General features: G+C 54.5%; 15 protein-coding genes. 8 read left to right on the forward strand and 7 right to left on the reverse strand.

The features are described from left to right. Positions 1 to 201 precede the first annotated feature (201 nt). The 6 genes from VN12_RS09580 (at position 202) to VN12_RS09605 (ending at position 11016) form a co-directional block, all read left to right on the forward strand. Positions 202 to 2991 carry an MGH1-like glycoside hydrolase domain-containing protein gene (locus VN12_RS09580; protein WP_240491381.1) on the forward strand — a complete coding sequence of 930 codons (2790 nt, stop codon included), beginning with the start codon at positions 202 to 204 and terminating at the stop codon, positions 2989 to 2991. Beyond that, positions 2988 to 3776, forward strand: coding sequence for a hypothetical protein (locus tag VN12_RS09585; RefSeq protein ID WP_146676612.1), 789 nt, complete (start codon positions 2988 to 2990; stop codon positions 3774 to 3776). Before VN12_RS09580 ends, VN12_RS09585 begins: the two co-directional genes overlap by 4 nt. A gap of 29 nt (positions 3777 to 3805) precedes the next feature. Further along, complete coding sequence (gene glgX / locus VN12_RS09590) at positions 3806 to 5893, forward strand: glycogen debranching protein GlgX (protein WP_146676613.1); 2088 nt, start codon at positions 3806 to 3808, stop codon at positions 5891 to 5893. A 110-nt stretch (positions 5894 to 6003) separates the two neighbouring features. After that, entirely contained in the window at positions 6004 to 6900 is an 897-nt protein-coding gene (locus VN12_RS09595; RefSeq protein WP_240491382.1) for an SgcJ/EcaC family oxidoreductase, read from the forward strand. Between the two features lie 40 nt (positions 6901 to 6940). Beyond that, on the forward strand, positions 6941 to 8407 hold the full coding sequence (locus tag VN12_RS26685) for a hypothetical protein (RefSeq protein WP_146676614.1): 1467 nt from the start codon (positions 6941 to 6943) through the stop codon (positions 8405 to 8407). A 137-nt stretch (positions 8408 to 8544) separates the two neighbouring features. Continuing rightward, entirely contained in the window at positions 8545 to 11016 is a 2472-nt protein-coding gene (locus VN12_RS09605; RefSeq protein WP_315850187.1) for an arylsulfatase, read from the forward strand. 190 nt (positions 11017 to 11206) lie between these two features. On the opposite strand, the gene VN12_RS09610 is transcribed toward VN12_RS09605, so the two are convergent. From VN12_RS09610 to recG, 4 genes are all read right to left on the reverse strand, one after another. Then, complete coding sequence (locus VN12_RS09610; protein ID WP_146676615.1) at positions 11207 to 13990, reverse strand: phosphoenolpyruvate carboxylase; 2784 nt, start codon at positions 13988 to 13990, stop codon at positions 11207 to 11209. Positions 13991 to 14120: 130 nt separating this feature from the next. Continuing rightward, on the reverse strand, positions 14121 to 15524 hold the full coding sequence (locus VN12_RS09615; RefSeq protein ID WP_146676616.1) for a DUF1501 domain-containing protein: 1404 nt from the start codon (positions 15522 to 15524) through the stop codon (positions 14121 to 14123). 63 nt (positions 15525 to 15587) lie between these two features. Beyond that, a complete protein-coding gene (locus VN12_RS09620) occupies positions 15588 to 17243 on the reverse strand; it encodes a hypothetical protein (protein WP_146676617.1) in 1656 nt (551 codons plus the stop codon). Between the two features lie 78 nt (positions 17244 to 17321). Further along, positions 17322 to 19550, reverse strand: coding sequence for an ATP-dependent DNA helicase RecG (recG, locus tag VN12_RS09625; protein WP_146676618.1), 2229 nt, complete (start codon positions 19548 to 19550; stop codon positions 17322 to 17324). Positions 19551 to 19646: 96 nt separating this feature from the next. On the opposite strand from recG, the gene VN12_RS09630 reads away from it, so the two are divergent. Both VN12_RS09630 and VN12_RS09635 read left to right on the forward strand, forming a co-directional pair. Next, positions 19647 to 20396: a sugar phosphate isomerase/epimerase family protein gene (locus VN12_RS09630; RefSeq protein ID WP_146676619.1), complete on the forward strand. Its 750-nt coding sequence runs from the start codon at positions 19647 to 19649 to the stop codon at positions 20394 to 20396. Between the two features lie 14 nt (positions 20397 to 20410). Beyond that, complete coding sequence (locus tag VN12_RS09635) at positions 20411 to 21619, forward strand: aminotransferase class V-fold PLP-dependent enzyme (RefSeq protein WP_146676620.1); 1209 nt, start codon at positions 20411 to 20413, stop codon at positions 21617 to 21619. Between the two features lie 12 nt (positions 21620 to 21631). Here the strand turns inward: VN12_RS09635 and VN12_RS09640 are convergent, their stop codons facing one another. The 3 genes from VN12_RS09640 to ppk1 all read right to left on the reverse strand — a co-directional run bounded on the left by VN12_RS09640 (position 21632) and on the right by ppk1 (position 26998). After that, positions 21632 to 22081 carry a hypothetical protein gene (locus VN12_RS09640; RefSeq protein WP_146676621.1) on the reverse strand — a complete coding sequence of 150 codons (450 nt, stop codon included), beginning with the start codon at positions 22079 to 22081 and terminating at the stop codon, positions 21632 to 21634. Positions 22082 to 22537: 456 nt separating this feature from the next. Then, positions 22538 to 23644, reverse strand: coding sequence for a hypothetical protein (locus VN12_RS09645; RefSeq protein WP_146675492.1), 1107 nt, complete (start codon positions 23642 to 23644; stop codon positions 22538 to 22540). Positions 23645 to 24886: 1242 nt separating this feature from the next. Next, a complete protein-coding gene (ppk1, locus tag VN12_RS09650) occupies positions 24887 to 26998 on the reverse strand; it encodes a polyphosphate kinase 1 (protein WP_146676622.1) in 2112 nt (703 codons plus the stop codon).

Consider the following 26998-nt stretch of genomic DNA (forward strand, 5'->3'; position numbering starts at 1 on the left):
AGTCTACACCCTCCGTCGTCGGATTCCGTCTCTCTTGCGTTTTGCGCAGTGAGAATGTCGTAGTTTTGCGAATGGATGGAGAATGTGTTTGGGTCGAGGATAGTTTGACGTTCCTATCGAACGACTCGCCAGGCCACACCTGGATCGACTAAGCTGAGAGCAAGGGAGTATGATTCTTTTCTTTATCCAAGATGAAATGCGATGAGCGCCGAGAAAAAACGACTTGAAGAGGATCGCAACGGGAAACTTGCTTGGAAAAAGTGGGGGCCTTATTTATCGGAGCGACAGTGGGGGACGGTACGAGAGGACTATAGTCCGAACGGGGATGCTTGGAACTTTTTCACACACGACCACGCGAGGTCTCGCGCCTATCGATGGGGTGAAGATGGCTTAGCTGGGATCTCCGATGATGATCAACAACTCTGTTTTGCCTTAGCGCTCTGGAACGGAAAAGACGCGATCCTTAAAGAGCGGCTGTTCGGCTTGACCAACAGCGAAGGGAATCATGGTGAGGATGTCAAGGAATACTACTTCTATCTCGATAGTACTCCTACTCACTCGTATATGAAGTACTTGTATAAGTACCCACAAGCTGCGTTCCCCTATGCGGACTTGCTCGAGACCAATCGGAAACGGACCCGGGACGAGATGGAGTACGAGCTGCTCGATACAGGGGTGTTTAACGAAGACCGTTACTTCGATGTGTACGTGGAGTACGCGAAGGCGGGGCCGGAAGATATTCTCATTCGCATTACGGCAATCAACCGAGGACCGGAACCTGCAGAGTTGCATTTACTACCAACGCTTTGGTTTCGCAATGATTGGTCCAAGTGGATTGCTGAATCAAATCGTGCAGCTCAGAAACCGAATCTCTCTCAAGCTCCCTCTCCAACTGGTGTGAGTGCAGCGGCTGGCAAGCATTCTTTGCTGGGGGATTTCACACTCTGGTGTGATAGTGAAGTGCCTTTGCTATTCACGGAAAATGAGACTAACCACGAACGATTGTTTCCCGGACAGAAAAATGAGAGTCGCTTCGTTAAAGATGGGATCAACGACTGCGTTATCGAAGGTAATCAGGAGGCGGTGAATCCGGACAGGCAAGGAACCAAGGTTGCGGCGCACTACCGAGCCATGATTGCCGCCGGGGACTCCAAGGTGATCTATTTGCGGTTGTCAAAGGGTGCCGTCGACAACAAGAAGAAGTCTCCGTTTGGTCGCGAGTTTGAACAAGTCTTCTCGGACCGACTTCAGGAAGCTGATGCGTTCTACAAATCGGTCATACCCACGACGGTGAGCGAAGATGCCGCGCAAGTGATGCGACAATCGCTCGCTGGAATGTTGTGGAGCAAGCAGTTTTTCTTCTTCGACGGTGACAACTGGCTTGATGAACACAACTCGAACCCGCTCCACTCCGGTTATCGCAGTTCCCGGAATTCCGAATGGTTCCACATGTTGAACAAAGACATCATTTCGATGCCGGACAAGTGGGAGTATCCGTGGTATGCGGCATGGGATCTCGCCTTCCATTCCATCCCATTAGCGATTGTGGACCCCGATTTCGCCAAAGAGCAATTGCGAATGATGCTGAAGGGTGTTTATATGCATCCCAACGGGCAGATTCCCGCTTACGAGTGGAACTTCAGCGACGTGAACCCTCCTGTTCATGCGTGGGCTACGTTGTTTCTTCACCGCACATCGGAGGCGTTGGGTGGGGAGACCGATCTTAAGTTCTTGAAGAACGCGTTCAATAAACTGATGCTAAATTTCACGTGGTGGACGAATCGAAAGGATCGGTTCGGTAAGAACGTGTTTGAAGGTGGATTCTTGGGCTTGGATAATATTGGCGTCTTTGATCGCAGTTCTCCCTTGCCAACGGGAGGGAATCTGGAGCAAGCTGATGGAACCGCTTGGATGGCCTTGTTCAGTCAGAACATGACGGAAATGGCGGTCGAGCTTGCCGAAACAGACCCAGCCTACGAAGACATGGTTCTCAAATTTGTGGAACAGTTTTACTACATCGCGGCCGCCATGAATCGTCCTGGCGACGACAGCATGTGGGACGAGGAAGACGGTTTCTACTACGATCTGCTTCGATTGCCCGACGGCAGTGCATCGCGTCTCAAGGTGCGATCCATGGTTGGGTTGCTTCCGTTGTGTGCAGCCACGGTAGTAGAACCTTGGCAGCGCGAAAACATTCCGCGTGCCATGGCAGGCTTGACCGAGAGACTCCGCCGAATCCCAGAACTTGGCACAACCACACATCCCTTGGGGAAAGAGCATCGTGGGGTAAACGACAGAAGCTTGTTTGCGATCCTCAATCCTGAACGACTTCGCAGGGTCCTTTCGAGGATGCTTGATGAGAAGGAGTTTTTGAGCCCCCACGGCATTCGATCCATCTCCAAATTTCATGAGGAGCATCCGTACCGATTCAACGTGCATGGACAGGAGTATCGAGTCGATTATTTACCCGCAGAATCGAACTCAGGTATGTTCGGTGGGAATTCGAACTGGCGCGGTCCCATTTGGATGCCCGTCAACGCGATGATTATTCGTGCTCTTTTGCAGTACTACTTGTTCTACGGCGATAACTTCAAAATCGAATGCCCGACTGGATCGGGGCATTGGATGAACTTATTCGAAGTCAGCCAAGAGATTTCAAACCGATTGACTCGAATCTTTCTGCGCGACGAGCAGGGGAAACGCCCGGTATTCGGAGGTACTGAGAAATTCCAATCCGATCCACATTGGCGTGACCACTTGCTATTTTTCGAATACTTTCATGGAGATAATGGCGCCGGTTTGGGAGCGAGCCATCAAACGGGATGGACGGGGCTGATCGCTAAGTTCATTCAGCTTTACGGACTGCTCGATCCGACCAGCGCACTGGAGGGTGGAAAGAAATCCGCGTTCGATGTCGTTGCAGGAAAGTCGAACGAAGAGCGTTCATCTAAGCCGGCGCTCAAGACTTCTACTGGTCGGGGGGCTCGATGATTTCAGAGCCACTCGATCGCATTCCTCTGTGGCTACTCTTTCCGCTGATCTTCTTTGGCAGTTTGCTGATGGCGGAAGTCGGGTATCGCGTCGGGAGATGGAGGCATGTACGAGTGAAAGGCGAACAGGAAGCTCCTGTGGCTGCGATTTCCGCGTCGGTTTTGGGGTTGTTGGCCTTCATGTTGGCATTTGCCTTTGGATTGGCTGCCAGTCGCTTTGATGATCGTCGTCTGGCAGTGCTGGAAGAAGCTAACGCACTTGGTACGACCTACCTTCGGGCCCACATGTTACCCGATCCGTTTAAAACAGAGATCAAGCAAAAATTAGTTCGATATACAGAGTTGAGAGCAATGGAATTAACGGCGGAGAACATAGGTCCTGCGATACAGGAGTCTCTCGCTATTCAATCGGAAATATGGACCCTTGCGATCACCGTCGCCCAGGCAGATAACAGTTCCATCACAACCGGGCTCTTTATTCAGTCGCTGAATGAATCGATCGATCTTCATTCCAAGCGTGTGTTTGTTGGACTTTATAGTCGAGTTCCCGTCGCAATCTGGGGGGCTCTCTTTTTTTTGTTTGTCTTGGGAGTGGTTTCCATTGGATACCATGCTGGGATCGTCGGAACCCAACGCTCTCTTGCAATGCCGATACTGGCACTCGCATTTGCAATCGTGTTTTATCTGATTTTCGACCTGGATCGCTCGCACGAAGGATTATTGCAAATCAGTCAGCGCGCGATGATCGATTTGTATACATCGATGCAGACAACGACCGCGAAATAATTTCTCCACGTTAACAACGTACGGTTAATATGAACTCACGAGTTGCGATTGGAAAATCAAGTCCTTTGGGGACAGAGATCACGGATCATGGCGTGAATTTCTCTCTTTTTTCTCGAACGGCCCAAAAGGTGGAGTTGCTCTTGTTTGATCGCGAGGACGATGCGAAACCTGCTCGAGTGATCAATCTCGATCCCGTCGTCAATCGCACCTACCACTATTGGCATGCGTTTGTGGAAGGATTGAGACCCGGGCTGCTTTACGGCTATCGCGTACATGGATCTGAAAGAACATCCAAGGGAACGCGATTCAATCCGTCGAAGGTCTTGCTCGATCCCTACGGACGAGGGGTGGTCGTACCGAAGGGGTATTCACATCCGTCGGCGATAGGACCGGGGGACAATAGTCCTACGGCGATGAAAAGCGTTCTTGTTGATTTGGCGAGCTATGATTGGGAAGGGGATGCACCGCTGCGGTTGCCCTCTGCAAGGACAATTATTTATGAGATGCACGTGGGCGGATTCACTCGTAATCCCAATTCAGGGGTTGCTAAGAACCTGCGTGGGACTTACGCGGGACTCATTGAGAAAATACCCTACTTGAAGGATCTCGGTATTACCGCGGTGGAGTTGTTGCCCGTCTTTGCCTTTGACGCGCAAGCTTGTCCTGCAGGGCTGGTGAATTACTGGGGGTATCAACCCGTTTCTTTCTTTGCTCCGCACGCTGCTTACAGTTCACGAAAAGACGCAGTTGGCCCGGTCGATGAATTCCGGGATATGGTCAAAGCGTTGCACCGAGCTGGTATCGAAGTGATCTTGGACGTCGTATTCAACCACACGGCGGAGGGGGGGCAAGATGGCCCCACGATTTCCTTTCGAGGTATCGACAATCCGACCTACTATATTATGGAATCCGGCGGCACACGCTACGCAGACTACTCGGGCTGTGGTAATACACTCAATGCAAACCATCCGGTCGTACGGCGGATGATTGTAGATAGTTTGAAGTATTGGGTTTCTGAGATGCATGTCGATGGATTTCGCTTCGATCTCGCCTCGATCCTCTCTCGCGACTCTTCAGGACAAGTCCTTCCCAATCCACCCGTTCTGTGGGATATCGAATCGGAGCCTGCATTGGCGGGTACCAAGCTGATCGCAGAGGCGTGGGACGCAGGTGGTTTGTATCAAGTCGGCAGTTTCGTTGGCGATGCTTGGAAGGAATGGAACGGGCTTTTTCGCGATGACGCTCGCGACTTCTTTCGCGGAGAGGCGGGAGCGGTGGGGCGACTGGCGGATCGGATGTTGGGTAGCCACGAGATATACGGCCATGATCTTCGCGGGCCGGAGCAGAGCATCAACTTTGTTACTTGCCATGATGGTTTTACATTGAACGATCTCGTTTCTTACAACGAAAAACACAACGAAGCGAACGGCGAAGAGAATCGTGACGGGGCGAATGACAACAAGAGTTGGAACTGTGGTCAGGAAGGTCCTTCAACGGACTCAACGATCGAAACACTTCGCAATCAACAGGTCAAGAATTTTCACACGGTGACGATGCTATCCCTCGGTGTCCCTATGATCTTGATGGGGGACGAAGTCCGAAGGACGCAAGCCGGTAACAACAATGGGTATTGTCACGATGACGAATCGGTTTGGTTTGATTGGTCACTCGTTGATAAACACGCAGACGTCCATCGTTTTGTGAAGCTATTGATCGCGCGAAGACTGTTACGCGACGTGACTCATGAACAGCAACGCCTCAGCCTCACGCAGCTGATTCAGAATTCCACCAAGTCTTGGCATGGCGTAAAGCTGGATCAACCCGATTGGGGGCGGGACTCGCACAGCATCGCATTTAGTGCCGAGCTTCGTGAAGAGAGAATCCTCTTTCATTTGATTTTGAATGGCTATTGGGAATCGCTCGACTTTGAGTTGCCTACGCAATATCCCGAGAGCCCTTGGAAACGATGGATCGATACATCCCTTCCTTCGCCCCTCGATATCGTCGACTGGCAATCGGCGCCGGAAGTTGCTGGGAATACCTATCGCGCGGCCGGTCGCTCCGTGGTCTTGCTCTACAAGTCGGCAGCTACCAAGCTCGCAGAACATTCGGTTTAACTTTTGCTGATTGCGTATTTTCGATAGACGACGAGCTGCGTACGAGAGGAGATTGGGTCATGCAGCGCACAAATTTTCCTTTCCTCTTTTCCGATTACTGGAGAACATTCATGTCAATAAAAAGTTGGATCCTCACCTTCGCCGCGATGGCTAGCCTCCTATCGCCGGCGATCGCCCAGGATAAAGATCGCCAAGCCACAGACGAAGCCGCGATTCGAAAGGCGGTCGAAGCTTACGTCAGCGCATTCAATCGCGCCGATGCAAAGGGGCTTGCTGCTCTTTGGGCACCCGAAGCGGTCTACATCAATCCTGATAGCGGTGAAGAGGTTGTCGGTCGGGATGCGATTGAAAAGCAGTTCGCAGCAATCTTGACCGATGCTAAAGGGGCCAAGCTGGAAGCAACGACGGTTTCGATTGGATTCGTATCACCGAGCGTCGCAGTCGAGCAAGGCATGGCGAAGGTGATTCGGCCTGACCAGGAGCCAGAAGAATCCCAGTACTCGGCCGTTTACATGAAGCGGGACGGCCAATGGTTGCTAGATCGCGTGACCGAGGAAGCTGTCGATGTCGTCGTTTCGCATTACGAGCAATTAAAAGATCTTGAGTGGATGGTTGGCAAGTGGGTCGACCAAGACGAGGAAGCGACCGTGATTACGGAATGCAACTGGACTCGCAATAACAACTTCTTGACCCGATCGTTCACGGTACAAGTGGGTGACCAAATCGATATGGCCGGCATGCAGATCATCGGTTGGGATCCTTCCACGAAGCAGATTCGATCGTGGGTGTTCGATTCCGATGGCGGATTTGGACAAGCGATTTGGAGCAAGAAGGGAAGCAGCTGGCATGTTCAGCAAACGGGAGTCTTGCCCGACGGACGCAAATCATCGGCAGTCAACATCATCACCTACATCGATGACAATACGTGCACGATTGAGTCGGTCAATCGAACTGTCGATGGCGAATTGCTTCCTAGTGTGGCCGCAGTCCAAATCATCAAAAACTAACAAGCCCACTCCATCTGAAGTCATAACGAGATCTTAAATCATGAAGAAATTATTTCCGATCGCTGCAATTCTATTTTTGTTTGTTTCGATGACCACGGAGGAGCTTTGGGCTCGAGGCGGTGGACGTGGGGGTGGCGGAGGAGGAATGGCTCGAGGCGGAGGTGGTGGAGGTGGAATGTCGCGGGGAGGAGGTGGGTTTTCCGGCGGCGGAATGGCGAGCCGTCCGAGCCCAGCCATGAACCGTTCTCCCTCCGTATCACGGCCTTCCGCACCACCCATGAGTCGACCTAGCCCAGGAGTCGGCGCAGGAGCGGGGCCTCGTCCTGGAGCAGGAGCCCCCGGTGCAGGTCCGCGACCCGGTGTAGGCGTCCCAGGAGCAGGTACACGTCCAGGAGTTGGCGCCCCCGGTGCAGGTGTTCGTCCAGGGGCTGGTGCTCCAGGTGCAGGAGTTCGGCCTGGCATCGGCGCACCCGGCGCCGGTGCTCGTCCAGGAGTTGGTGGCCCCGGAGCAGGTGCTCGGCCTGGAGTCGGAGCCCCTGGCGCAGGTGGACGCCCGTCGGCGGGAGATTTGCAAGGATTTTTGAATGTCGGTCCTTCGACCGGGGCCATCGGCGGAGGTGTCGCCGGTCGTCCTGGAGGAGCAAATTTGGGTTCGGCAGTGGGAGGTGGTGCAGCGGCCGCTTTCCTACAAGGTGGGGGAGTGGCGGGACGACCTGCAGCCGGACAGTTACCAGCTGGTGTGCAGGGTGCGGCTGGAAACCGGATGGAAAATCGAGCCGGCAATCAAGCTTCTCGCGCCGAGAATCGCGCCGCAAACCAAGCTGGGCGAGTGGAGAATCGACAGCAGTTGCAAGACGACCGCTTCCAAAGACGCGATGAAGTGCGCAATCAAGTCCAGGAGAATCATCCTCGCCTCGATTTCTGGTCGGATTATCCAGGTTGGGCCGCCATGCGTATCACCCGTCCTTATCGTTGGGCTACTTGGGGGGCTGTGACAGGTTGGGTGGGATATGGCGAAAGTGCGCCGGTGTCTTACAGCTATGGAGAGAGCATCTACTACGAAGGGGATACGGTTTATCAAGGAGACCAGCCGGTCGCATCTGCGGAGGAATATACCCAGCAAGCGGAGGCGATTGTTACCAGTGCCCCAGAGGTTGCACCTGCGAGTGCAGAGTGGCTACCGTTGGGAGTCTTTGCTTTGTCGCAGGATGGTCAATCGTCCGGACCTGCTCCTTCGATCTTTCTTCAGTTAGCAATAAGCAAAGAAGGAGTTATTCGCGGCACCCTCAACAATACGCTGACGGGAAAGACGGTGGACGTGGAGGGTATGGTTGACAAGCAATCCCAGCGATGCGCTTGGGCAGCTGCCAACCAAAGCCGACCCATCATGGAAACGGGCATCTCCAGTTTAACGCAAGACACGGCTCCAGCGCTGGTCCACTTTGCCGACGGTCAAACCCAACAATGGCTGATGGTTCGATTGGAAGAGCCTAAAGCACAGCCATAACAGAAGTTTGTCTGTGATGAACGCCCCGCATGGGCTTCTTATGAGCCTTTGTTGAACCCGCAGGCCGCTTAGACGAGCTGCCTGCGGGCTAAGCTCTATCCCAAACAAGACTCCCGAACAGATAAAGTAACAACACCATGAACCGAATAATTCAAACCTTCACGGGCGCATTCATAGGGTTAGCCGTGGCGGGACTTGCGCTCCCTGCGTTTGCTCAGCAGACCGCCGGCACGCCCAATGCACCTAACGCGATCGAGATCCAACATCGTTCCCACTTGCCCATGCCGAACACGGTTCGGCAAGGATACGTCAATTACGATGCAAAGAGTCCCGAGACCAAGAATCCACCCATTGAACAATTGCGTCCCCCCAAGGCCGCACCCAATGTGCTCATCGTCCTCATCGACGATGCAGGGTTCGGTGCATCGAGTGCTTTCGGTGGCCCGTGCCAGACTCCGACTCTCGAGAAGCTTGCTTCTGGCGGATTGAAGTACAATCGCTTCCACACCACCGCCCTCTGCTCACCGACGCGACAGGCGCTCCTAACAGGACGCAATCACCACTCCGCCGGCATGGGTAGTATCACCGAGACCGCGACCGGAGCGCCCGGCTACAGTTCGGTGCGGCCCAACTCTGTAGCACCCCTCGCGGAAACGCTCAAACTGAATGGATACTCCACAGCCCAGTTCGGGAAGTGTCATGAGGTACCAGTCTGGCAAACAAGTCCAGCTGGCCCATTCGACGCTTGGCCCACTGGGGGCGGCGGTTTCGAATACTTTTACGGATTCATCGGGGGCGAAGCGAACCAGTGGTTTCCGACACTCTACGAAGGTACCACGCCTGTGGAGAATAAAAAGACTCCCGAGCAAGGCTACAACTTGGTGGCCGACATGAGCGACAAAGCGATTAAATGGATCGGGCAACAGAAGGCCCTTACACCCGATAAGCCCTTCTTCATCTATTTCGCACCCGGGGCTACGCACGCGCCTCACCACGCTCCGAAGCAATGGGCCGACAAGTACAGAGGGAAGTTCGACCAGGGCTATGACAAGCTACGAGAGGAGACCTTTGCGAGGCAAAAGAAACTAGGCATCATTCCAGCCAATGCGCAGCTCACTGCACGGAACAAAGAAGTCCCATCTTGGGACGAGATGCCAGACGCCTTCAAGCCCGTTCTTGCGAGACAGATGGAGGTGTACGCGGGCTACATGGAATACACGGACCATCAAGTCGGACGCATTGTGGAGTCCATCGAGAAACTGAACCTCCTCGACAACACACTTATCTATTACATCGTCGGCGACAACGGAGCGTCCGCGGAAGGTTCGGTCAATGGTTGCTTCAATGAGATGAGTTACTTCAATGGTCTGCAAAGCCTAGAGACTCCCGAATACCTGACGGCACGGCTCGATAAACTCGGTGGTCCGGAGTCCTACAATCACTACGCCGTAGGTTGGGCACTCGCCATGAATACACCGTACCAGTGGACCAAACAAGTCGCATCCCACTGGGGTGGTACACGCAATGGCACCGTTGTCCACTGGCCCAAGGGGATCCAAGCGAAAGGGGAAATTCGATCGCAGTTTGCTCACGTAATTGATGTGGCTCCAACCATCCTGGAAGTCGCAGGTCTACCGCAACCCGTGTCGGTGAACGGGATCCAACAGGACCCGATCGAGGGTATCAGCATGCGTTACTCCTTTGATGCGTCGAAAGCTGCGGAGCAGCATGAAATACAGTACTTTGAGATCTTCGGCAATCGGGGCATTTACCACAAAGGATGGACGGCCGTGACGCGGCACCGAACGCCCTGGGCATCCATGTCAGCAAAAGTGCCGCCATTCGAGGATGACGTTTGGGAACTTTACTCGGATACAGACTGGACCCAATCCAAGGATCTCGCAAAGGAGATGCCGGAGAAATTACGCCAGTTACAACAGCAATTCCTTATCGAGGCGACCCGCTACAAGGTGTTACCGCTGGATGACCGGGTGCTGGAGAAGTTCAGCCCGGAAACCGCTGGTCGACCGGTACTTCTCAAGGGAACAACCCAGCTACTTTTCGGCGGCATGGGACGTCTGAGCGAGAACTGCGTCCTCAATATCAAGAATAAGTCCCATTCCGTCACCGCCGAAATCGTGGTGCCGAAAGAGGGAGCCGAGGGAGTCATCATTTCGCAAGGGGCGAACATCGGCGGCTGGAGCCTCTATGCGAAAGACGGCAAACTCAAGTATTGCTACAACTGGGGCGGTTTCAAACACTTCTTCGTGGAGTCGGCTGACAAGCTCCCAGCTGGCCAGCACCAGGTCCGCATGGAGTTCGCTTATGCAGGCGGTGGCCCGGGCAAGGGGGGCAAAGCGACCCTCTACGTCAATGGCAAGAAGTCGGGTGAAGGAGAGATCGGAGCGACGCTGGCGACGATCTTCTCTGCGGACGACGGCTGCGATGTCGGCGAAGATTCAGGTGCGCCGGTGTCACCTGACTATGGTTCGGTGGGAAACAACTTCAATGGCGAAATCAAAGGTGTACAGCTTTCGATCGCAGACGACCCAAACAACCACGTCGTGAATCCCGAAGACGCCCTCAAAGCGGCCCTTGGGCGACAGTAGCAGTCCCTTCGTTCTTGATCTTGGTGAGCTGCGCGCATGTTGCCCGCGAATTCACGATTGAGGAAAACGATTGAGTGGATTCTCCCGCTAGTTCGCGGAAGGGGTTTTCGACGACGACGACAACTTCCTGGCCGTGCAGCTGACAACTCTAACTGCCATCGAGGCTATGGAACCTCGATGGTGCCTTTCGTTAGCCAGTTGTACCGAGCCCGCTGGCGATAGCATTGACGGTGAGTAGCAGTTGAGGAATGAGCTTCTCTGCTTCATTGGTCGCTTGCATGCGATGGTAACTGCGCCACATTTTCAGCAATCCAATCTGCTGCTGGTGGAGAACTCGAAGCCCGGAGGCTCGCAAAATCATCATGCGTTGCACATTGGGTCTTCGTTGGGCCAAGGATCCTCCATAAATCGCTTCGACCATGCGGCTGGTCAACGCCAGCTCTGACTCGATTAATTCCATGCATCGAGAACGGAGTTCGGCATCATCGACCATTCCCGCGTACGATCGCATGATCTCTAAATCGGTCGCTGCTAAACTGGTTGCAACGTTGCTGATGAGATAGTGGAGGGGTGCCCACTGCGACATGGTCTTCGAAAGCTCGTCGAATAGTTTGGGCTCCTTTTGATTCAACTGGCTTAACGCCGTACCTACTCCATACCACCCGGAAAGAAAGAATCTGGCTTGCCCCCAGCTGAAGACCCAGGGGATCGCGCGCAGGTCGGCCAAGGTTTGTTGACCTGTGCGACGCGCGGGACGAGAACCAATGCGACTTTGTTCAATTGCATCGATCGGAGTCGCTTGCCGAAAGAACGTGACGAATCCGTCGGAGTGCAGTAGCGACGTATAGCATTCGCGAGCCCATTGTGCCAATTGCGTCAATGTTCCTTCGAGCGGATGCTCTGATTCGTCATGTCCCAAATCCCATAACGTCTTGCGCGTCACGCCGGCTACGAACAATTCCAAGTTGTAGATCGCGGTCGATTGGTGTGCATACTTTTGCGGTATCGTCTCCCCTTGTTCGGTGACACGCAAATCACCTCCGAGTGTGTCATCGGGCAATGATTTGATAAAACGATGGGTTGGTCCTGCACCGCGACTAATGGTCCCGCCTCGACCATGGAAGAAACGAACGCGAACTCCATGTTTCTTGCCCACGGCGAAGAGCTCTTTTTGAGCGCAGCGGAGGTGAACCAAGCTAGCGAGGATACCACCGTCTTTGTTGCTATCACTGTAGCCGATCATGATCTGTCCGACCGGACTCGATTCCTCGTTGCGTTTTTGGATCGCGACTAAACTGCGCTGTGTGATCGGGTGGTCCAAGAATCGATCGTAAATCTCCGGGCTATGCTGTAGATCATCGACTGTTTCAAAGAGGGGCACTACCGGGAGCGGGCATAGCAATCCCTCGGGTGCTTCCTCCATCAACCCCACTTCTCGCGCGAGCAAGTAAACAACCAACAAATCCGAAGCATTGCGAGTCATACTCACGATCAATGCGCCAAGCCCATCTTCGCCGTAAGCAGATCTATATTCTTTAAGGACTCGGAGCGAGGAGAGAACTGCGTCAGCTTCGGGGCCGAGCGAGACATCAGGCCGAGCAAAAGGTCGCTTGGAAGCCAATTCCTTTGTAAGCAATTCCAAACGCTCTGCTTCGCTCCACTGAGAGAAGTTCGTGCGTTCAAATCCGGCAGCAATCAATAGTTGTTCCACTGCCTTGTCATGGAAAGCGCTATTCTGGCGCACATCGAGAACAGCAAGATGGAATCCAAACGTCTGAACGATTCGCATGAGCGGCTGGACCGAATACTCCGCCGCGTGCCGTTGTCCACAGGCGATCAAGCTACCGTACAAGACTCGCAAATCTCGCAAGAGTTCGACCGATCGCTGGTAGGTCGGCGTCTCCTCGCGAACAATTGCGTCCTGCGTTGTATCCTGTTTGGGAAGCCTCGCGATGATGGTATTGATAAACTGCCGCCAAGGCTCATTGGGATTGCGATCCAACGCCTTCTTGCCTTCGAGCCCCAAACGATTGGCTGCAGATGCGAGCGCCTGCAGAAATTCCGGGTCTGGCTTTTGCCAATAAGCGGACAGGCTTAGCAAGCGCGCTAACTGCAGGAGCTGCCGTTGAATTAATCCGATGGCACTCTTTCGCATCTCGAGCAGGCTTTGACGCGTTACCTCGGCAGTGACGAGAGGGTGCCCGTCGCGGTCACCTCCCACCCAAGTCCCAAACGTCAGCTTCGGAAACACCAAGGGATCCTCGAAGACTTTGGGATCCAATCCGACATCGCTCCAAGCGCGACGGAGGCGCTGATCGAGCGGTCGTAGAACGGAGGGGAACACATGGGTCAAGTAGTCGAGCACGTTGCGACGCTCGGATTGAATGTCCGGTTTGTCCAAGTAAATCTCGCCGGTCCGCCAAAGAATCGACAGGATGGCTCGCACGGCGTAGTCGATCTCTTCGCGTACGGGATCCATGCGCTCGGTACTGGACTGCGCGACGAGGCTCCGCTGTTGAAATCGTTCAAACAAACGCCGGTGGTGCGCCAAGACGGTTGCCCGCTTCGCTTCGGTGGGGTGCGCGGTGAGCACAAGCTCGACGCGCATATTGGGCAACTCCTTCGCAATCTGTTCCGATGTCAGCCCACTTTCTCGGAGCTGACGGAGGGAATCTCCCCAAAGGGCAGGCAACGCGTCAGCGCCCGAACGCCGCTCGACCGATTTACGAAACTGATCGGCCGCGTTCTGTTCAGCCATTCCCAAAAGCTGAAACGCGATCGAGTAGGCTTGAGTTAAATGGACCGAATCGTTACTGATCTGTCGCGGGACGGAACCGTCCCCCAGCAGTGGCAGCGACTTCGCGAGATCACCGTCCCCAGATTCGTGGAGCACCTCGCGAAGGCATTCGAGAATCCAGTTCCATTGATCAAGGAGATTCTCTTCATTCAAAGCCAAAATGCTTTCGACAACCATGACGTGGCAAACTCTAACGAAGTGCAATGCGATACGAATGCGGAATCAACCGTTCGAGAGGAACGCATAGACTAAACGGGAATTTGAGGCTTAGCTACTCGCATTTTTGAAATGCAGCAGGGAACAACCACTAGCCAAAGATCGATTGAATCGGTTTGCCCGCTGCAATCGGCATAGGCCGCTTTTGGTGGTTGTAGACTTCCCCCTTGGGGTCGATTCCAAGAGCCCAATACAACGTCGCGGTGATGTCCTCCGGACCGACGGGATTCTCCGCAGGATAGGCTCCCTGCGCATCGCTCTTTCCGAACACAGCGCCCCCTCGCACTCCACCACCTGCCATCATGACGGTGTAGCAATCGGGCCAATGATTCCGGCCCTTTCCATCGCGGTCGCCAATCTTAGGGCCTCGACCAAATTCGCCCATCCATAAAACGAGTGTATCTTTCAGTAACCCACGTTCGTGGAGATCTTCGATTAGCGTGGGGACGGTTTGGTCCGTCATGGGAAGCAATCGGTCTTTGAGTTCGGTGAAATTCTTTTGGTGGGTGTCCCATCCTTCCGATCCGTTTCCGCCTATCCCACGGGAGAAGTAGACCGTAACGAAACGAACGCCCGTTTCGATCAATCGACGCGCGAGCAAGCAAGATTGACCGTATTTGGTTCTACCGTAGCGATCTCGCAGCGCGTCGGATTCTTGTGAAAGGTCAAACGCCTTCTGAAAGCGAGGCGACGAGAGAATCGAAAAAGCTTGATCTTGAAACTCTTGCACCCCTTTGGCCTCCGCGAACCGCTCCGCTAATCTCGCTTGCGAGTCCACCATGCGGAGCATCTCGCGTCGGCTCTCCATTCGATCCAAACTGATATCACCAGGAAGCGTTAGTTCGGGGAGCGAGAAGCCTGGATCGTTGGGGTCCCCTTGGAAAAAAAATGGGTCATGACTTTTGCCTAAGAAACTCGCGTGCTGTCCGGGTGTTACCGAGCCATCGGAGACGGTGTGGGGAAAGGAGACAAAAGGTGGAACGCCTTGTTCAGCCGGCCCAAGCATTTTCGACACGATGCTTCCATAGGCGGGATAAAGCTCCATCGTATCGCGCAGACGAATATCATCCGTGGGTGGTGCGTGCCCGGTCAAACAGTAATAGCCAGCCGGATTGTGGTTCTTCATGCGGTGACGAACGCTTCGAATCTGAGCCCAGTGATGCATGGTCTCAGACCAGCGGGGGAGATGTTCGCAAGCGATGATACCGGGGACAGAAGTCGATATCGGTTTGAATTCTCCACGGATGGAATCCGGTGCATCCGGCTTCATATCAAACGTATCGATATGGCTCGGCCCGCCGCACTGATGCAGGAATAGCACATGCTTTGCCCGCGGTGCAATCGCATGAAGACTATCCGACTCACCTACACCATTGTTAGCGGCGAGAAGGGACGGCACCAATCCACCTCCCCAAAGGCCCCCGATACCTAACGAGCCAAACTGTAGCAAAGCTCTTCGGTGCAACTGCGCGCGACGAAAATCGGAGCAAGACATGGTTGTAACAGGTGGGGATGAAGGGTAGTCGGGGGGGGGGGAATGGCGGGGAGGAGCGCTGGCTCAGTTACCACGCAGGCGTTCGAAGTATTCTCGCTGTTGTTCTCGTTGGGCCTTGGGGAGCACCAAACTTTCGATGGCATCGGGATCTTCTGCTGAAGCGTTCAATATCGCTTCGCGGGCTTCTTCTTTAGAGATACCTTTTCGATTCGGTCCTCCCACTTTGCCGCCGAAAACGGTCTCACCCTTGCGCATTTGCTCTCGAACTTGGGAGTCGAAGTCTTTGGTTGCATCCTCTTCTTCCGCGCGATCACCTTCGCCTTTTCCCTCCCCTTTGCTGTTCTTGGTAAAGCGGGACTCTCCATCTTTCTTCCCCTTACCTTGGCCATTGCACTCTGCACAACCTTCTCCGCTGCAACTTTTGCAATTGGACGAGTTCTTTGCGTTTTGCATTTCGTCCATCATTTCCTGCAATTCGGCGAGAGCTTCCGAGTCCAAGGACATTTGCTCCAATTGGCCCATCATCTCTTCCATCGCTTGTTGGGCTTCTTGCATGTTGCCATCCTTCATTGCCTGGGAGGCTTTTGCAAGCTGCTCCGACATGGCTCGGCACTGTTCGCATTTGCTGAGTGATTTTTCGGCTTGCTCCAATTTCTTGCGGAGCTGAGCCGTCTTCTCTAGATCTCCAGATTTCTCAGCTTTCTCAAGTTCCTTTTTAAGTTGTTCGACGGCATCTCGTTGCTCCTGTGCAACTTTTTGTAATGCCTTTTCCATTTGATCCAATTGCTTAGCAAGCTGTTCCTTTTGTTGATCGGAGAGCTTTCCCGACTTCAGTTGATCCAGCATTTTCTCAAGCTCTTTTTCGGCCTGTTTGAAATCACCTTTTTGAAGCGAGTCGGCCATCTTATCGGCGGGGCCTTGATCAAGCTTTTTTAGGTTCTCCATCGCCTTCTTAAGCGTATCGGAGGATCCCAGCGATTCTTTGCGTTGTTCCATTTCTCGCTTGATCTCGTTGAAATCAGCGAGCAATTTCTTGACGTCGGATTTCTCGGACTTTTGGAGGTCCTCCAGTTTCTTTTCCAGTTTTTTGAATTCGTCGGCGGCTTCCTGGAGTCCCTTTTCTTCGAGGTCGTTCCGAAGCTTTTTCACTTGTTCAAGGACAGGTTTCGTTTGGGCTTTGACGTTCTGGATTCGTTCTTTCGAAGCGAGGAGCAAGTCGTTCTCGGCGGATTGGCCGGCATCGGGGACCCAAAAGAGAGCGATGCAGGAAAGGACGGGTAAGAGGACCCAGGGTGTCACGGTGTTGGGGCGGAGAGGGAATTGGTCTCGAACGTCGATTCGTTCCACTTGGCGGATCGCGTCTTGCAGAAGGGCGGAGCCGATGGGTGTTTGTTGCGCGTCCGGTGTAAGTTCTAGAGCGCTGCTGATCCGTTCGCGAAGTTGGAATCGACGATCCAATTCAATCGCGGAGCTTCGCAGCGAAGGGCGCAGCGCCCAAGCGTGCGCGAGGGTTCCCACGAGTGCGACCGCTGTTGCGGCCAATAGCCCATTTCGTCCCCAGGACTCGAATGTGTAGGGGACATACCAGAGCTTAGGAATGAGCAAAGCAACGAACGCGATGCTGAACGAGATAAGCAGCCATCCTGGGAGGACTGCCAAGGCTTTTTGGAGCCACAGATAACGCCGAGCTTTGGAGACCTGATTGAAGATCTTGTCCATGGTCCAAACTCCCTTGCAACAGAAACTGGTTGCTCCCAGTATACGGCATAAGAAATCGCGATCCTAGCGAGATTTAGGTTATCCGACGTCGCCGAGGTTGGATTGGTTCCCATGGCGACCGAGAACTAGTTTTCTCAGTTTTGCCAAATCGGCGGCTTCGAGCTCCGGATCGTGGGTGACGAGTTCTTGGGCGACTTTTCGGGCAGCGGAGAGGATTTCGCCGTCCCGGCTGAGGTCGGCGATGCGGAACGCTGGGGCTCCGACTTGTTTGGTGCCCAGCAAATCACCGGTCCCACGCAGCCTGAGATCTTCCTCGGCGAGGCGGAAGCCGTCCTCGAACGCGATCAAGCTTTGGAGGCGCTGGTTTTCGAGAGGATCGCATTTTTTGCTAGGAAAGAGGCAAACGTAGCCAGGAAATTGTCCTCGCGACACACGGCCCCGCAGTTGGTGCAATTGAGCGAGCCCAAGCCGATCGGCGTCCAGGATGGCCATCAAGGTCGCGTTGGGAACGTCGATCCCGACTTCCACAACGGTGGTGGCGATGAGGACTTGTGTTTCACCGGATTGGAATCGATTTAGCTTTTGTTGCTTTTCATTCCCATCCATTCGACCGTGCAGTAATTCGACACGGAAGTCAGCGAGTTCGTGTTGCGAAAGGGCTTCGAATACTTGCTCGGCCCCCAGCATTTCATTTTCTTCGTCCGATTCGACACGAGGGATTACTACGTAGGCTTGTCGACCGTTTTGAAGTTGTTTTCGGACGAAGTCCCACCAACGCGATTTCTGCTGTTCTTCGCCAAGATAGGTATGAACACGTGCGCGGCCAGGCGGTTTCTCTCGAAGAATGGAGACATCGAGATCACCGAACAGCGTCATGGTGATGCTGCGAGGAATGGGTGTAGCGGAGAGAACCAAGTAATGAGGTACGACACGGCTTTCTCTCAGTGCAGCGCGTTGTTCAACACCGAATTTGTGTTGTTCATCGATAACGACCAACCCCAAGGCATGAAATTTTACATGCTGGCTCAGCAATGCTTGCGTGCCTACGACGATATCGACGGTGCCGATGGCGATGCGTTGCTGAAGCTCATGTTGTTCGCGCGTACTGAGAGATCCCACCAGGAGCTCCACCATGACTTGGCTCCCTGCAAGTTGTTTCTGGAGCTTTTCGAAGTGCTGACGGGCGAGGAGTTCCGTGGGAGCCATGAGAGCGGCTTGAAACTTATTCGCGACGGCGGCGAGCATGGCATAATGCGCGATGACAGTCTTTCCGCTTCCCACGTCCCCTTGGACCAATCGGTTCATGGGGATGGTACGCTCGATGTCGGCGCGGACTTCTTCCATAACGCGCCGTTGATCCCCCGTGGGTTTGAACGGAATTCGTTTCAAGATCCGTGCGTGGAGTTGTGGGGGGATTGGAAGGGAAGGCGCTCCATTCTCGAGTTGAAGTTTGTAACGGCGCATGGCGATAGCAAGCTGGTAGACGAGCAGCTCTTGGAAGATGAGTCGCAATCGGGCTTGTTCTGCTTCCTCGAGAGTTACCGGCTGATGTAGACGTCGCAGGGTCTCCGCAATGCCGAGCAAGGGTTCGGAACGTTGTTCGAAGAGGTCCCGTTTGTCGGCGAAGAGCAAGCTGGCGGCATGAGCTCGGATACGTTCTGGCAGTGCTTCATCGACGAATGGTAAGAGGTCTTCGAGAGTGGCCTCGATTGCGGCAGAGATATGTTTTTGCGAGAGGCCTTCGGTGAGAGGGTACACGGCTGTGGGGCGTGGGGCGGGTAGATTGGTACGATCGCCGAGGATAAGGAACTCCGGGTGCCTCATTTCGAATGAGACACCCGTTGATTTCGGGATACCGGTTGCGACGAGAGTCATACCGCGATGAAATTGTTCGCGTCGGAACATTTGGTTGTACCAAACGCAGCGAACATATCCGCCTCCTTCGACGGCCAACAGGACTCCGAGGGTGGATCGCCCGTCAAAACTGAACCTTTGATCCAAGTCGACGATTTGGCCAACGACAGTGGCCCGAACTCCCGGAACAAGTTCGGCAATGCTTTGATAGGGAGCGATGTCTTGGTAAGTTCTGGGGAATAGAAAAAGAAGATCTAGCGGCTTGCGAATGCCGAGTTTTTGGAAAAGCTCCAGACGTAAGGGACCGACCCCCGGAACGAACTGTAACGGAGTTTGGGGATCCAGCTTTTTGCGATCGCTCGAGGAGTTCGCCTCCTTGGCGGTAGGGGCGTTGCTCGATTCAGTCGGTCGCGGCGGGTGGAATTGGCCTAGATGCGACTGAAAGCCGGACACTTTGCGACCACCTCTTGAAAAACCGTAGTTGTCAGTTTGCGATTCCCTTGGATAATGGCGACTTAAGTTTTTTGCTTCAAAGGAGTGATACGCGTCGTGATCGTAGCAGCATCCACCGGTTGTTTTCCAGAGATTCCAATCCCCGAAGTGATCGAGGTTCTGTCGGATCTCGAATTCACCGCAGTCGAAATCGTAATGGACGATGCGGGTACGCAGATGCCTCCGGAGCGCATTGCCGACGATTTCGACGAATGTCTCCGTTTAGTTCGTGACACGCATCGACTGGATATTTGCAGTTATAACGTCCGAATTCTTGCCGAAGGAGAAGAGCATTATCGTCGATTTGAAAAAATCTGCGATTTGGCGAAGGCGACGAAGGTGGTGACGCTGACCATTCCGAGTGGTGAACATGGAACTCCCTTCAATCAAGAAGTGGAGCACCTCCAACGCATGGTGCAAATCGCGGAAGACCGGGGAGCGCGCGTGGCGATCAAAACGCAGATGGGCTGCTTGAGCGAGGATCCCGACACCGTCAAGAACCTTTGCGACTACGTCCCTGGCGTAGGCGTGACGTTGGACCCAAGCCACATTCTCTGCAGTAACAACCGAAACAAAAACTACGAAAAGTTACTGAAGTATGTTTACCACACCCACCTTCGCGATTCCAAGAAGGACAAGCTCCAAGTGCGGGTTGGCCAAGGAGAGATCGAATATGGCCGACTGATCACGCAACTACAGACGGTAGGCTATGATCGCGCCCTGTGTGTTGAGATGACACCGAGCGATGAGATGGACATGCGACAGGAGTTACGAAAGCTGCGATTGTTGCTCGACAGCCTTTTGTAACGGACGGTTTTGCCATGTCGAGTGACTTGGGTCGTTGGCGAGGGGTGCGTGAGCAGATCGAGATGCACCCTGATTGGGCCTATTTGAATACAGGGACCTCGGGGCTCATTCCGAAGATTTCGCATACTTCAGCCATGGAGTTGCGTACCCATCTTCATCGCAACCCAACCGATTACGTTTGGCGGTCGCACGGTGAGGTGCTTTGGAGAAACCGGACTCGCTTGGCGGAGCATCTTGGAACGTCGCCAGATCGTCTGATATTGTTCAACAATATCACGCAGGCGGTGAATACATTCAGCCTTTCCTTGCCCATGCCAGCAGGATCCGAGATCCTGATATCCGACCATGAGTATGGTGCATTGGTTTGGGCATGGGAGCGAGTCGCGAAGAGAAATGGCTGGACGATCAAGACGTTCCGCTTGCCGATCGAATCCGAAGGGCCCGAGGATTACGTGAAAGCCTGCGACGCAGCCTTCACGGAACGTACCCGGCTTCTATACCTCAGTCACATTCTCTACACCACCGGGCATGTTTTGCCGATGGAGGAGATTCTGAAACATGCCACGCGTCGCGAGGTGATTACTTTTGTTGACGGCGCCCATGCTCCTGGAATGATTCCGCTTGCTCTTGAGAATCTGCAAGCCGATTTCTACGCGGCCAATTTGCATAAGTGGGCAATGGTTCCAGTTGGTGCTGCATTCCTTTATTGCCGTGCTGGAATGGAGGAGTCATTAGCACCGTGGCAAGTGAGTTGGGGGTATCATGATGCGCGGGAGTCCTCGACTCCGCACTTGCCTAATGGAATGGGATCGACACCGTGGATTCGAGGCTTCGAGATGGAGGGAACACGCGATTGCACCCCGTGGCTATTGCTTGAAAATGGGCTCGATATCCTTGAAGAAGCCGGATACGAAGCCATCCAGCAACGGCACTTTGAACTGTCCCAATATGTTCGCGAGTGCATCGCCCACCAGCCAAATATGGAGGTGGTCACGCCGAAGAACCGACAGCTTCGTGGCGGATTGACAGCATTACGAATCGCCCCCACCTTGGATGTCGCCAAAGTTCGAGAGCGGCTTTGGTCGGAATATCGGATTGAAGTGAATCGCATTTTGCATCCCACGGGTGACTATCTTCGAGTATCGACACACATCTACAACACATTCGAAGAGATCGAGCAGTTCGCTCGAGCCATAAAGGAAATACTTGCCGGAGCAGAATAGTCACATTGCGATTTAGAAAAGGAACCGGGCTCGGACAATAGCAGCTATGTGGTACAGCAGCATTGCAATGACGGTGATACTTCCTATCAATCCGAAAAGAGCAATGCTTATTGACGAGAAGTAAAGCCCATTTCGGTAAGGGGTATTCTTGAGAAATCGCCAAGCAAACGCCAAGCAGATATATGCCAAATAAAGTGTAATGCCCGAGAAGCAAAGCATCCCAAACTCCTCGAGTGCAAACGATTCTGACTTGAGGGCCTCGATCAGAGTTAAAGCCGCGATCGCGGAGAGGCCCCCAAAAATCGAGCCGCAGAGAGCCATGAGGATGGAAAACGGTAGTCTCTTGCCCAGTGAATTCTTATCCCCTGGAGTCATTCTCTCGACATGGCTAATGGAGGGCTCGTACGGGTTCACGGGTGTGGCGCTCGGTTCGCCACCCCGTAGAGTTCGATCCGCATTCATTCGTCTTCCTGCGGTTTAGTTGGCAATAAGTTCTAGCTACGGTCCTCAACTATATCCAATCGATTTCCCCACTACCACCATCGGTCGCCAACGGTATCCCATCACCTCCCTCGCCCCTCCGCCCCAGAACGCCCCCCCAAAAAAGCCCCCAACCACCGGGGACACTCACCACCAACTGGGGACACTCACCACTTTTTGAGGGACACTCACCAACACTGGGGACACTCACCATTTTTTGACACAAGACACTGGGAGACACTGGGGGTGGGAAGTGGGGAGTGGCCCCCCGAAGGTGGGGGCGAGAGGGGGTGGTTCGAGGGGAATGGGGGCCGAGGGGCGGTCAAAGACGGGTTTTTGGACCGTTTGACTCTCGAGGCGCGCAGCGGCGAACCCAGTGCCGCTCCAAGGGTCACTCTCAAAGAAGAAGATGCTCGCGGCCTGTACGGCTACAAGCTCTTAAGAAGGTCGCTGGAATCGCGGACAGTAGATCTGCCGCTGGGTGACCAGCGTTCGAGCCTCCTTCATACTGCGCACACTTCCAGCCGCCAATGAGAACATTCGACTGAAATGGGTCGTGTAGTCGATCCAACGCTCGGGATCCAATCCCAACCGCTCCAACACCGGAGGCACCTCCTCGGGTGTAAACCCTTTCTTGCCTTCCCGGATAATCCTCGCCGTCGCATCCAATAGCTGGATATAGTTCATCGATGACAACGGTACCACGCCCTTGTCACTGCAACGCTTCTTCGTCTTGCTCGGTTTGCTCCCCTGGCTTCCTCTCTCATCGATCAGCTCTATCGGGGCTAAATACGCGTCTGGTAACAGACGCTGTGGCAAGGCAGGATCTTCGCTGGGCGCTGGGAACTGCGGCGATTCCGTTTGAGTTCCCTCCGGGGGCGGTTCCGGCTTGGCAAGCTCCTGCTTCAGGGCTGCGATTCGCTGGGCTACCGACGTGTACTGGGATGCCTCGAGCGTCTGGGCTACCTGGGCGCGGATGGGATTCAAATCCACATAGCTCACGCAGGCCAAGATGGCTTCGTCATCGAGCAACCGCACCGCCTTGAACCGGCCATTGAAGAGACGGCCCGTCTCTTGGAGCTCCAGGTTGGCGCGCTTGGCGACTCGCTGGCAAAGGATGCGCATCCACCACGAGATATCGCTGAGCCGCAATCGGATCTCTTTCAACTTCTCGGGCTTGGTGCGGATCGCATCGAGCTCCTTTTCGTTGGGCTCCGCTGGAGTCTTGTCTTTGTTCTTCCTCTTGGGACACATCAACATCCAGCGCCTGGCCACTTCGGTATCGTCCCACTCTTGGACAATGTCGGGGCGAGACCGCAAGACCGAGTGGAAGTGGTTGCTCATGATGGCATGACCTAGGACGTCGATGCCAAAGTACTGGGCTTGCTCCTCGATCTGCTTGGTGATCCAGAGACCGCGATGGCTGTGATCTTTGCGGGTGAGAGCATCATCGCCGAGCAAGAAGTACTTGCGAACAATGGTGGCGATGGTGTGGACCGTAGCGACTTCGTCGGGACGGTAGATATCGGCGCGGGCGCTGCGCATGATCTGAATTCCTTGGGCGAAAGGGAAAACATCGGCAAAACAAGGGACGATTCGTTCGGGTTGCCGGGCACGATCCTGTGCATAGAAGTGATTGGAGCGTCTCGAGACCCCAGATACAAGAGTGGGGAAGGGGGCGCCAAAAAGATTTTTCAGGACACCGGAAATGGGGACATTCACGCGCACTAGGGACACTCACGCGTACTAGGGACACTCACGCGTACTGGGGACACTCACGCGTACTGGGGACACTCACGAGGACTGGGGACACTCACGAGGACTGGGGACACTCACGAGGACTGGGGACACTCACGAGGACTGGGGACACTCACGAGGACTGGGGACACTCACGAGGACGGGGGACACTCACGAGGACGGGGGACACTCACGAGGTCGGGGGACACTCACGAGGTCGGGGGACACTCACGAGGACGGGGGACTCTCACGAGGACGGGGGACTCTCACGAGGACGGGGGACTCTCACGAGGACGGGGGACTCTCACGAGGACGGGGGACTCTCACGAGGACGGGGGACTCTCACGAGGACGGGGGACTCTCACGAGGACGGGGGACTCTCACGAGGACGGGGGACTCTCACGAGGACGGGGGACTCTCACGAGGACGGGGGACTCTCACGAGGACGGGGGACTCTCACGAGGACGGGGGACTCTCACGAGGACGGGGGACTCTCACGCGTACTGGGGACACTCACGAGGACTGGGGACACTCACGAGGACTGGGGACACTCACGAGGACTGGGGACACTCACGAGGACTGGGGACACTCACGAGGACGGGGGACACTCACGAGGACGGGGGACACTCACGAGGACGGGGGACACTCACGAGGACGGGGGACACTCACGAGGACGGGGGACACTCACGAGGACGGGGGACACTCACGAGGACGGGGGACACTCACGAGGACGGGGGACACTCACGAGGACGGGGGACACTCACGAGGACGGGGGACACTCACGAGGACGGGGGACACTCACGAGGACGGGGGACACTCACGAGGACGGGGGACACTCACGAGGACGGGGGACACTCACGAGGACGGGGGACACTCACGAGGACGGGGGACTCTCACGAGGACGGGGGACTCTCACGAGGACGGGGGACTCTCACGAGGACGGGGGACTCTCGACTGGACGGGGGCGATGATATTCGGATTGGCCAGGCAATTGGGGTGGGCGATTTAGGGGTGCGTCAGGGATGCTACATGGATAGGCATGCTATCCTCCTAGGATTGGCCGGCTGCTTTGTGGGGCTCAAAAGTGGTGCGAGCCGCGTGTTCTGCTTGCTTGATCGCTTGCACTGCCGAATCGTAGAGGGCCCGCTGGGCACGGAATTTGGCATGTGAACCTTCCACTTCGATTCTCTCGTATCGTCCCTCCGCGTTTAACCGCCACGAGTTTTGATTGTCGCGAAAATAGGTGTCGAGGATCTCCATCAATCGATGCTTGGACACTGTATCTTCCAAAGGGACTAATAACTCGACCCGTCGATCGAAGGAACGAGGCATCCAGTCCGCGCTGCTAATAAATACCGCGTCATCTCCACCGTGATAGAAGTACAAGACCCGTGCATGCTCGAGAAAACGATCCACGATGCTTACTACAGAAATGTTGTCACTCAACCCTGGAACTCCGGGTCTGAGACAACATATTCCGCGTACGTTGAGCCGTATCACAACCCCCGCTTGGCTCGCTTCATACAGCGCTGCAATTATCTCTGGATCCACCAATGCATTCATCTTTGCGGCAATATACGCTTTATGGCCGTTCTTTTTGTTTTGTGTCTCAACCTGAATTAGCGATAAAAGCTTTTTTCGTAGGCCGAGCGGGGCAGAATCGAGTTTGTCGTAAGGCTGCGGTTGGCTGTACCCCGTGATGGCGTTGATGAAGGAACTGGCGTCGCGACCAAGCGATTCGTTGCACGTAAAGTAGCTTATATCGCTGTAAATGCGCGATGTCACCTCATTGTAGTTGCCTGTGCCAAAGTGAACGTATCGCACAATACCGGATGCTTCTCTTCGAACGACGATACAAACCTTCGCATGGGTCTTCAATCCGCGCACGCCATAAACCACTTGCACGCCTGATTTTTCAAGTTCCCTCGCCCACTCGATATTCCGTTGCTCGTCAAAACGGGCCTTGAGTTCCACGATCGCCGTTACGTACTTGCCCCTCTCGGCCGCCGATTTCAGGGCCGCAACGATGGGACTCTTCCGGCTGGTCCTGTAGAGAACTTGCTTGATCGCAAGGACATCGGGGTCTTTCGAAGCTTCTTCGATGAAGCGTACGACGGGTTCAAAACTCTCATAGGGGTGGCAAAGCAATACATCGCGCTCGGCAATCGTCTCGAACATGCTTTGGGACGGATCAATTACCGGAGATCGTTGCGGAACCCAGGCCGTGTCTTTCAACGCTGGAAAACCCTCTATGTCCGCGACGTACATCATGCTTGAGAGATCAAGCGGACCGGGAATTCGAAAAACGTCTTGCGGCTTTAATCGCAGTCTAGCCGTGAGAAACTCGACCGTGGGGTCCGATGCCTTGGACTCGATTTCAATGCGCACGAATCCCGCCGACCGGCGGGAATGCAGCACTTCTTCCATTCCAAGCATGAGATCTGATGCGCTATCTTCTCGTACTGATACATCTGCATTTCGAGTTACCCGAAATGCAACACATTCCTCGACCCGCTTTCCGGGGTAGTACTCCTCGATGAAGTGGGAGGCAACATCCTCAAGCAGCGCGTAGGAATAGCCCTTATCGCTGGGTAACGTGATAAATCGCGATAGCGCTTTTCCTACCGGCACAATGGCGAATCGATGAGGCTTCTCCGAGTCTCCGCTTGCCATGCGAACACACAGGTGCATCCCTAGGTTCGCAAGAATAGGAAAGGGACCTTCTGGGTCGATATCCATCGGCGAAATGACGGGATAGGCTTCTTCGCGGAAGAATCGGACGAGCGTTTCGCGGTGTCGAGCAGAGGCCTTGGCAGCTGAGACTCGCTCCAATCCTTCGGCCGTCAGTGTCGGCTCGATCTGCGTCAGAAAACAGTTGTATTGGTCGCGAATGATAGCGTGAACGCGTTCATCAATTTGCTCGAGTTGCTGGGAAACCGTGAGCCCACTCGGATCGCTCGTCTCGACGCCTTGCGATTGCTGCAATTGCAACCCGCCCACACGCACCATGAAGAACTCGTCCATGTTACTGGCGGTGATCGCGAGAAATTTCAATCTTTCTAGGACCGGAACCTTCGAATAGAGGGCTTGCTCCAAAACCCGCTGATTGAATTCCAGCCAACTAAGCTCTCGATTGATGAAATGGGATTTGTTGGGTTTCAT

This window comes from Pirellula sp. SH-Sr6A (assembly GCF_001610875.1).
In the GTDB taxonomy this organism is placed as follows: Bacteria; Planctomycetota; Planctomycetia; order Pirellulales; family Pirellulaceae; genus JBKCUI01.

Excerpts from the sequence above, each read along its gene's own strand:
- glgX (WP_146676613.1), top strand. The coding sequence starts at position 3,806 with ATGAACTCACGAGTTGCGATTGGAAAATCAAGTCCTTTGGGGACAGAG.
- VN12_RS09615 (WP_146676616.1), bottom strand. The coding sequence starts at position 15,524 with ATGTCTTGCTCCGATTTTCGTCGCGCGCAGTTGCACCGAAGAGCTTTG.
- VN12_RS09610 (WP_146676615.1), bottom strand. The coding sequence starts at position 13,990 with ATGGTTGTCGAAAGCATTTTGGCTTTGAATGAAGAGAATCTCCTTGAT.
- VN12_RS09585 (WP_146676612.1), top strand. The coding sequence starts at position 2,988 with ATGATTTCAGAGCCACTCGATCGCATTCCTCTGTGGCTACTCTTTCCG.
- ppk1 (WP_146676622.1), bottom strand. The coding sequence starts at position 26,998 with ATGAAACCCAACAAATCCCATTTCATCAATCGAGAGCTTAGTTGGCTG.
- VN12_RS09605 (WP_315850187.1), top strand. The coding sequence starts at position 8,545 with ATGAACCGAATAATTCAAACCTTCACGGGCGCATTCATAGGGTTAGCC.
- VN12_RS09620 (WP_146676617.1), bottom strand. The coding sequence starts at position 17,243 with ATGGACAAGATCTTCAATCAGGTCTCCAAAGCTCGGCGTTATCTGTGG.
- VN12_RS09595 (WP_240491382.1), top strand. The coding sequence starts at position 6,004 with ATGTCAATAAAAAGTTGGATCCTCACCTTCGCCGCGATGGCTAGCCTC.
- VN12_RS26685 (WP_146676614.1), top strand. The coding sequence starts at position 6,941 with ATGAAGAAATTATTTCCGATCGCTGCAATTCTATTTTTGTTTGTTTCG.
- VN12_RS09645 (WP_146675492.1), bottom strand. The coding sequence starts at position 23,644 with ATGCGCAGCGCCCGCGCCGATATCTACCGTCCCGACGAAGTCGCTACG.
- VN12_RS09635 (WP_146676620.1), top strand. The coding sequence starts at position 20,411 with ATGTCGAGTGACTTGGGTCGTTGGCGAGGGGTGCGTGAGCAGATCGAG.
- VN12_RS09580 (WP_240491381.1), top strand. The coding sequence starts at position 202 with ATGAGCGCCGAGAAAAAACGACTTGAAGAGGATCGCAACGGGAAACTT.
- VN12_RS09640 (WP_146676621.1), bottom strand. The coding sequence starts at position 22,081 with ATGAATGCGGATCGAACTCTACGGGGTGGCGAACCGAGCGCCACACCC.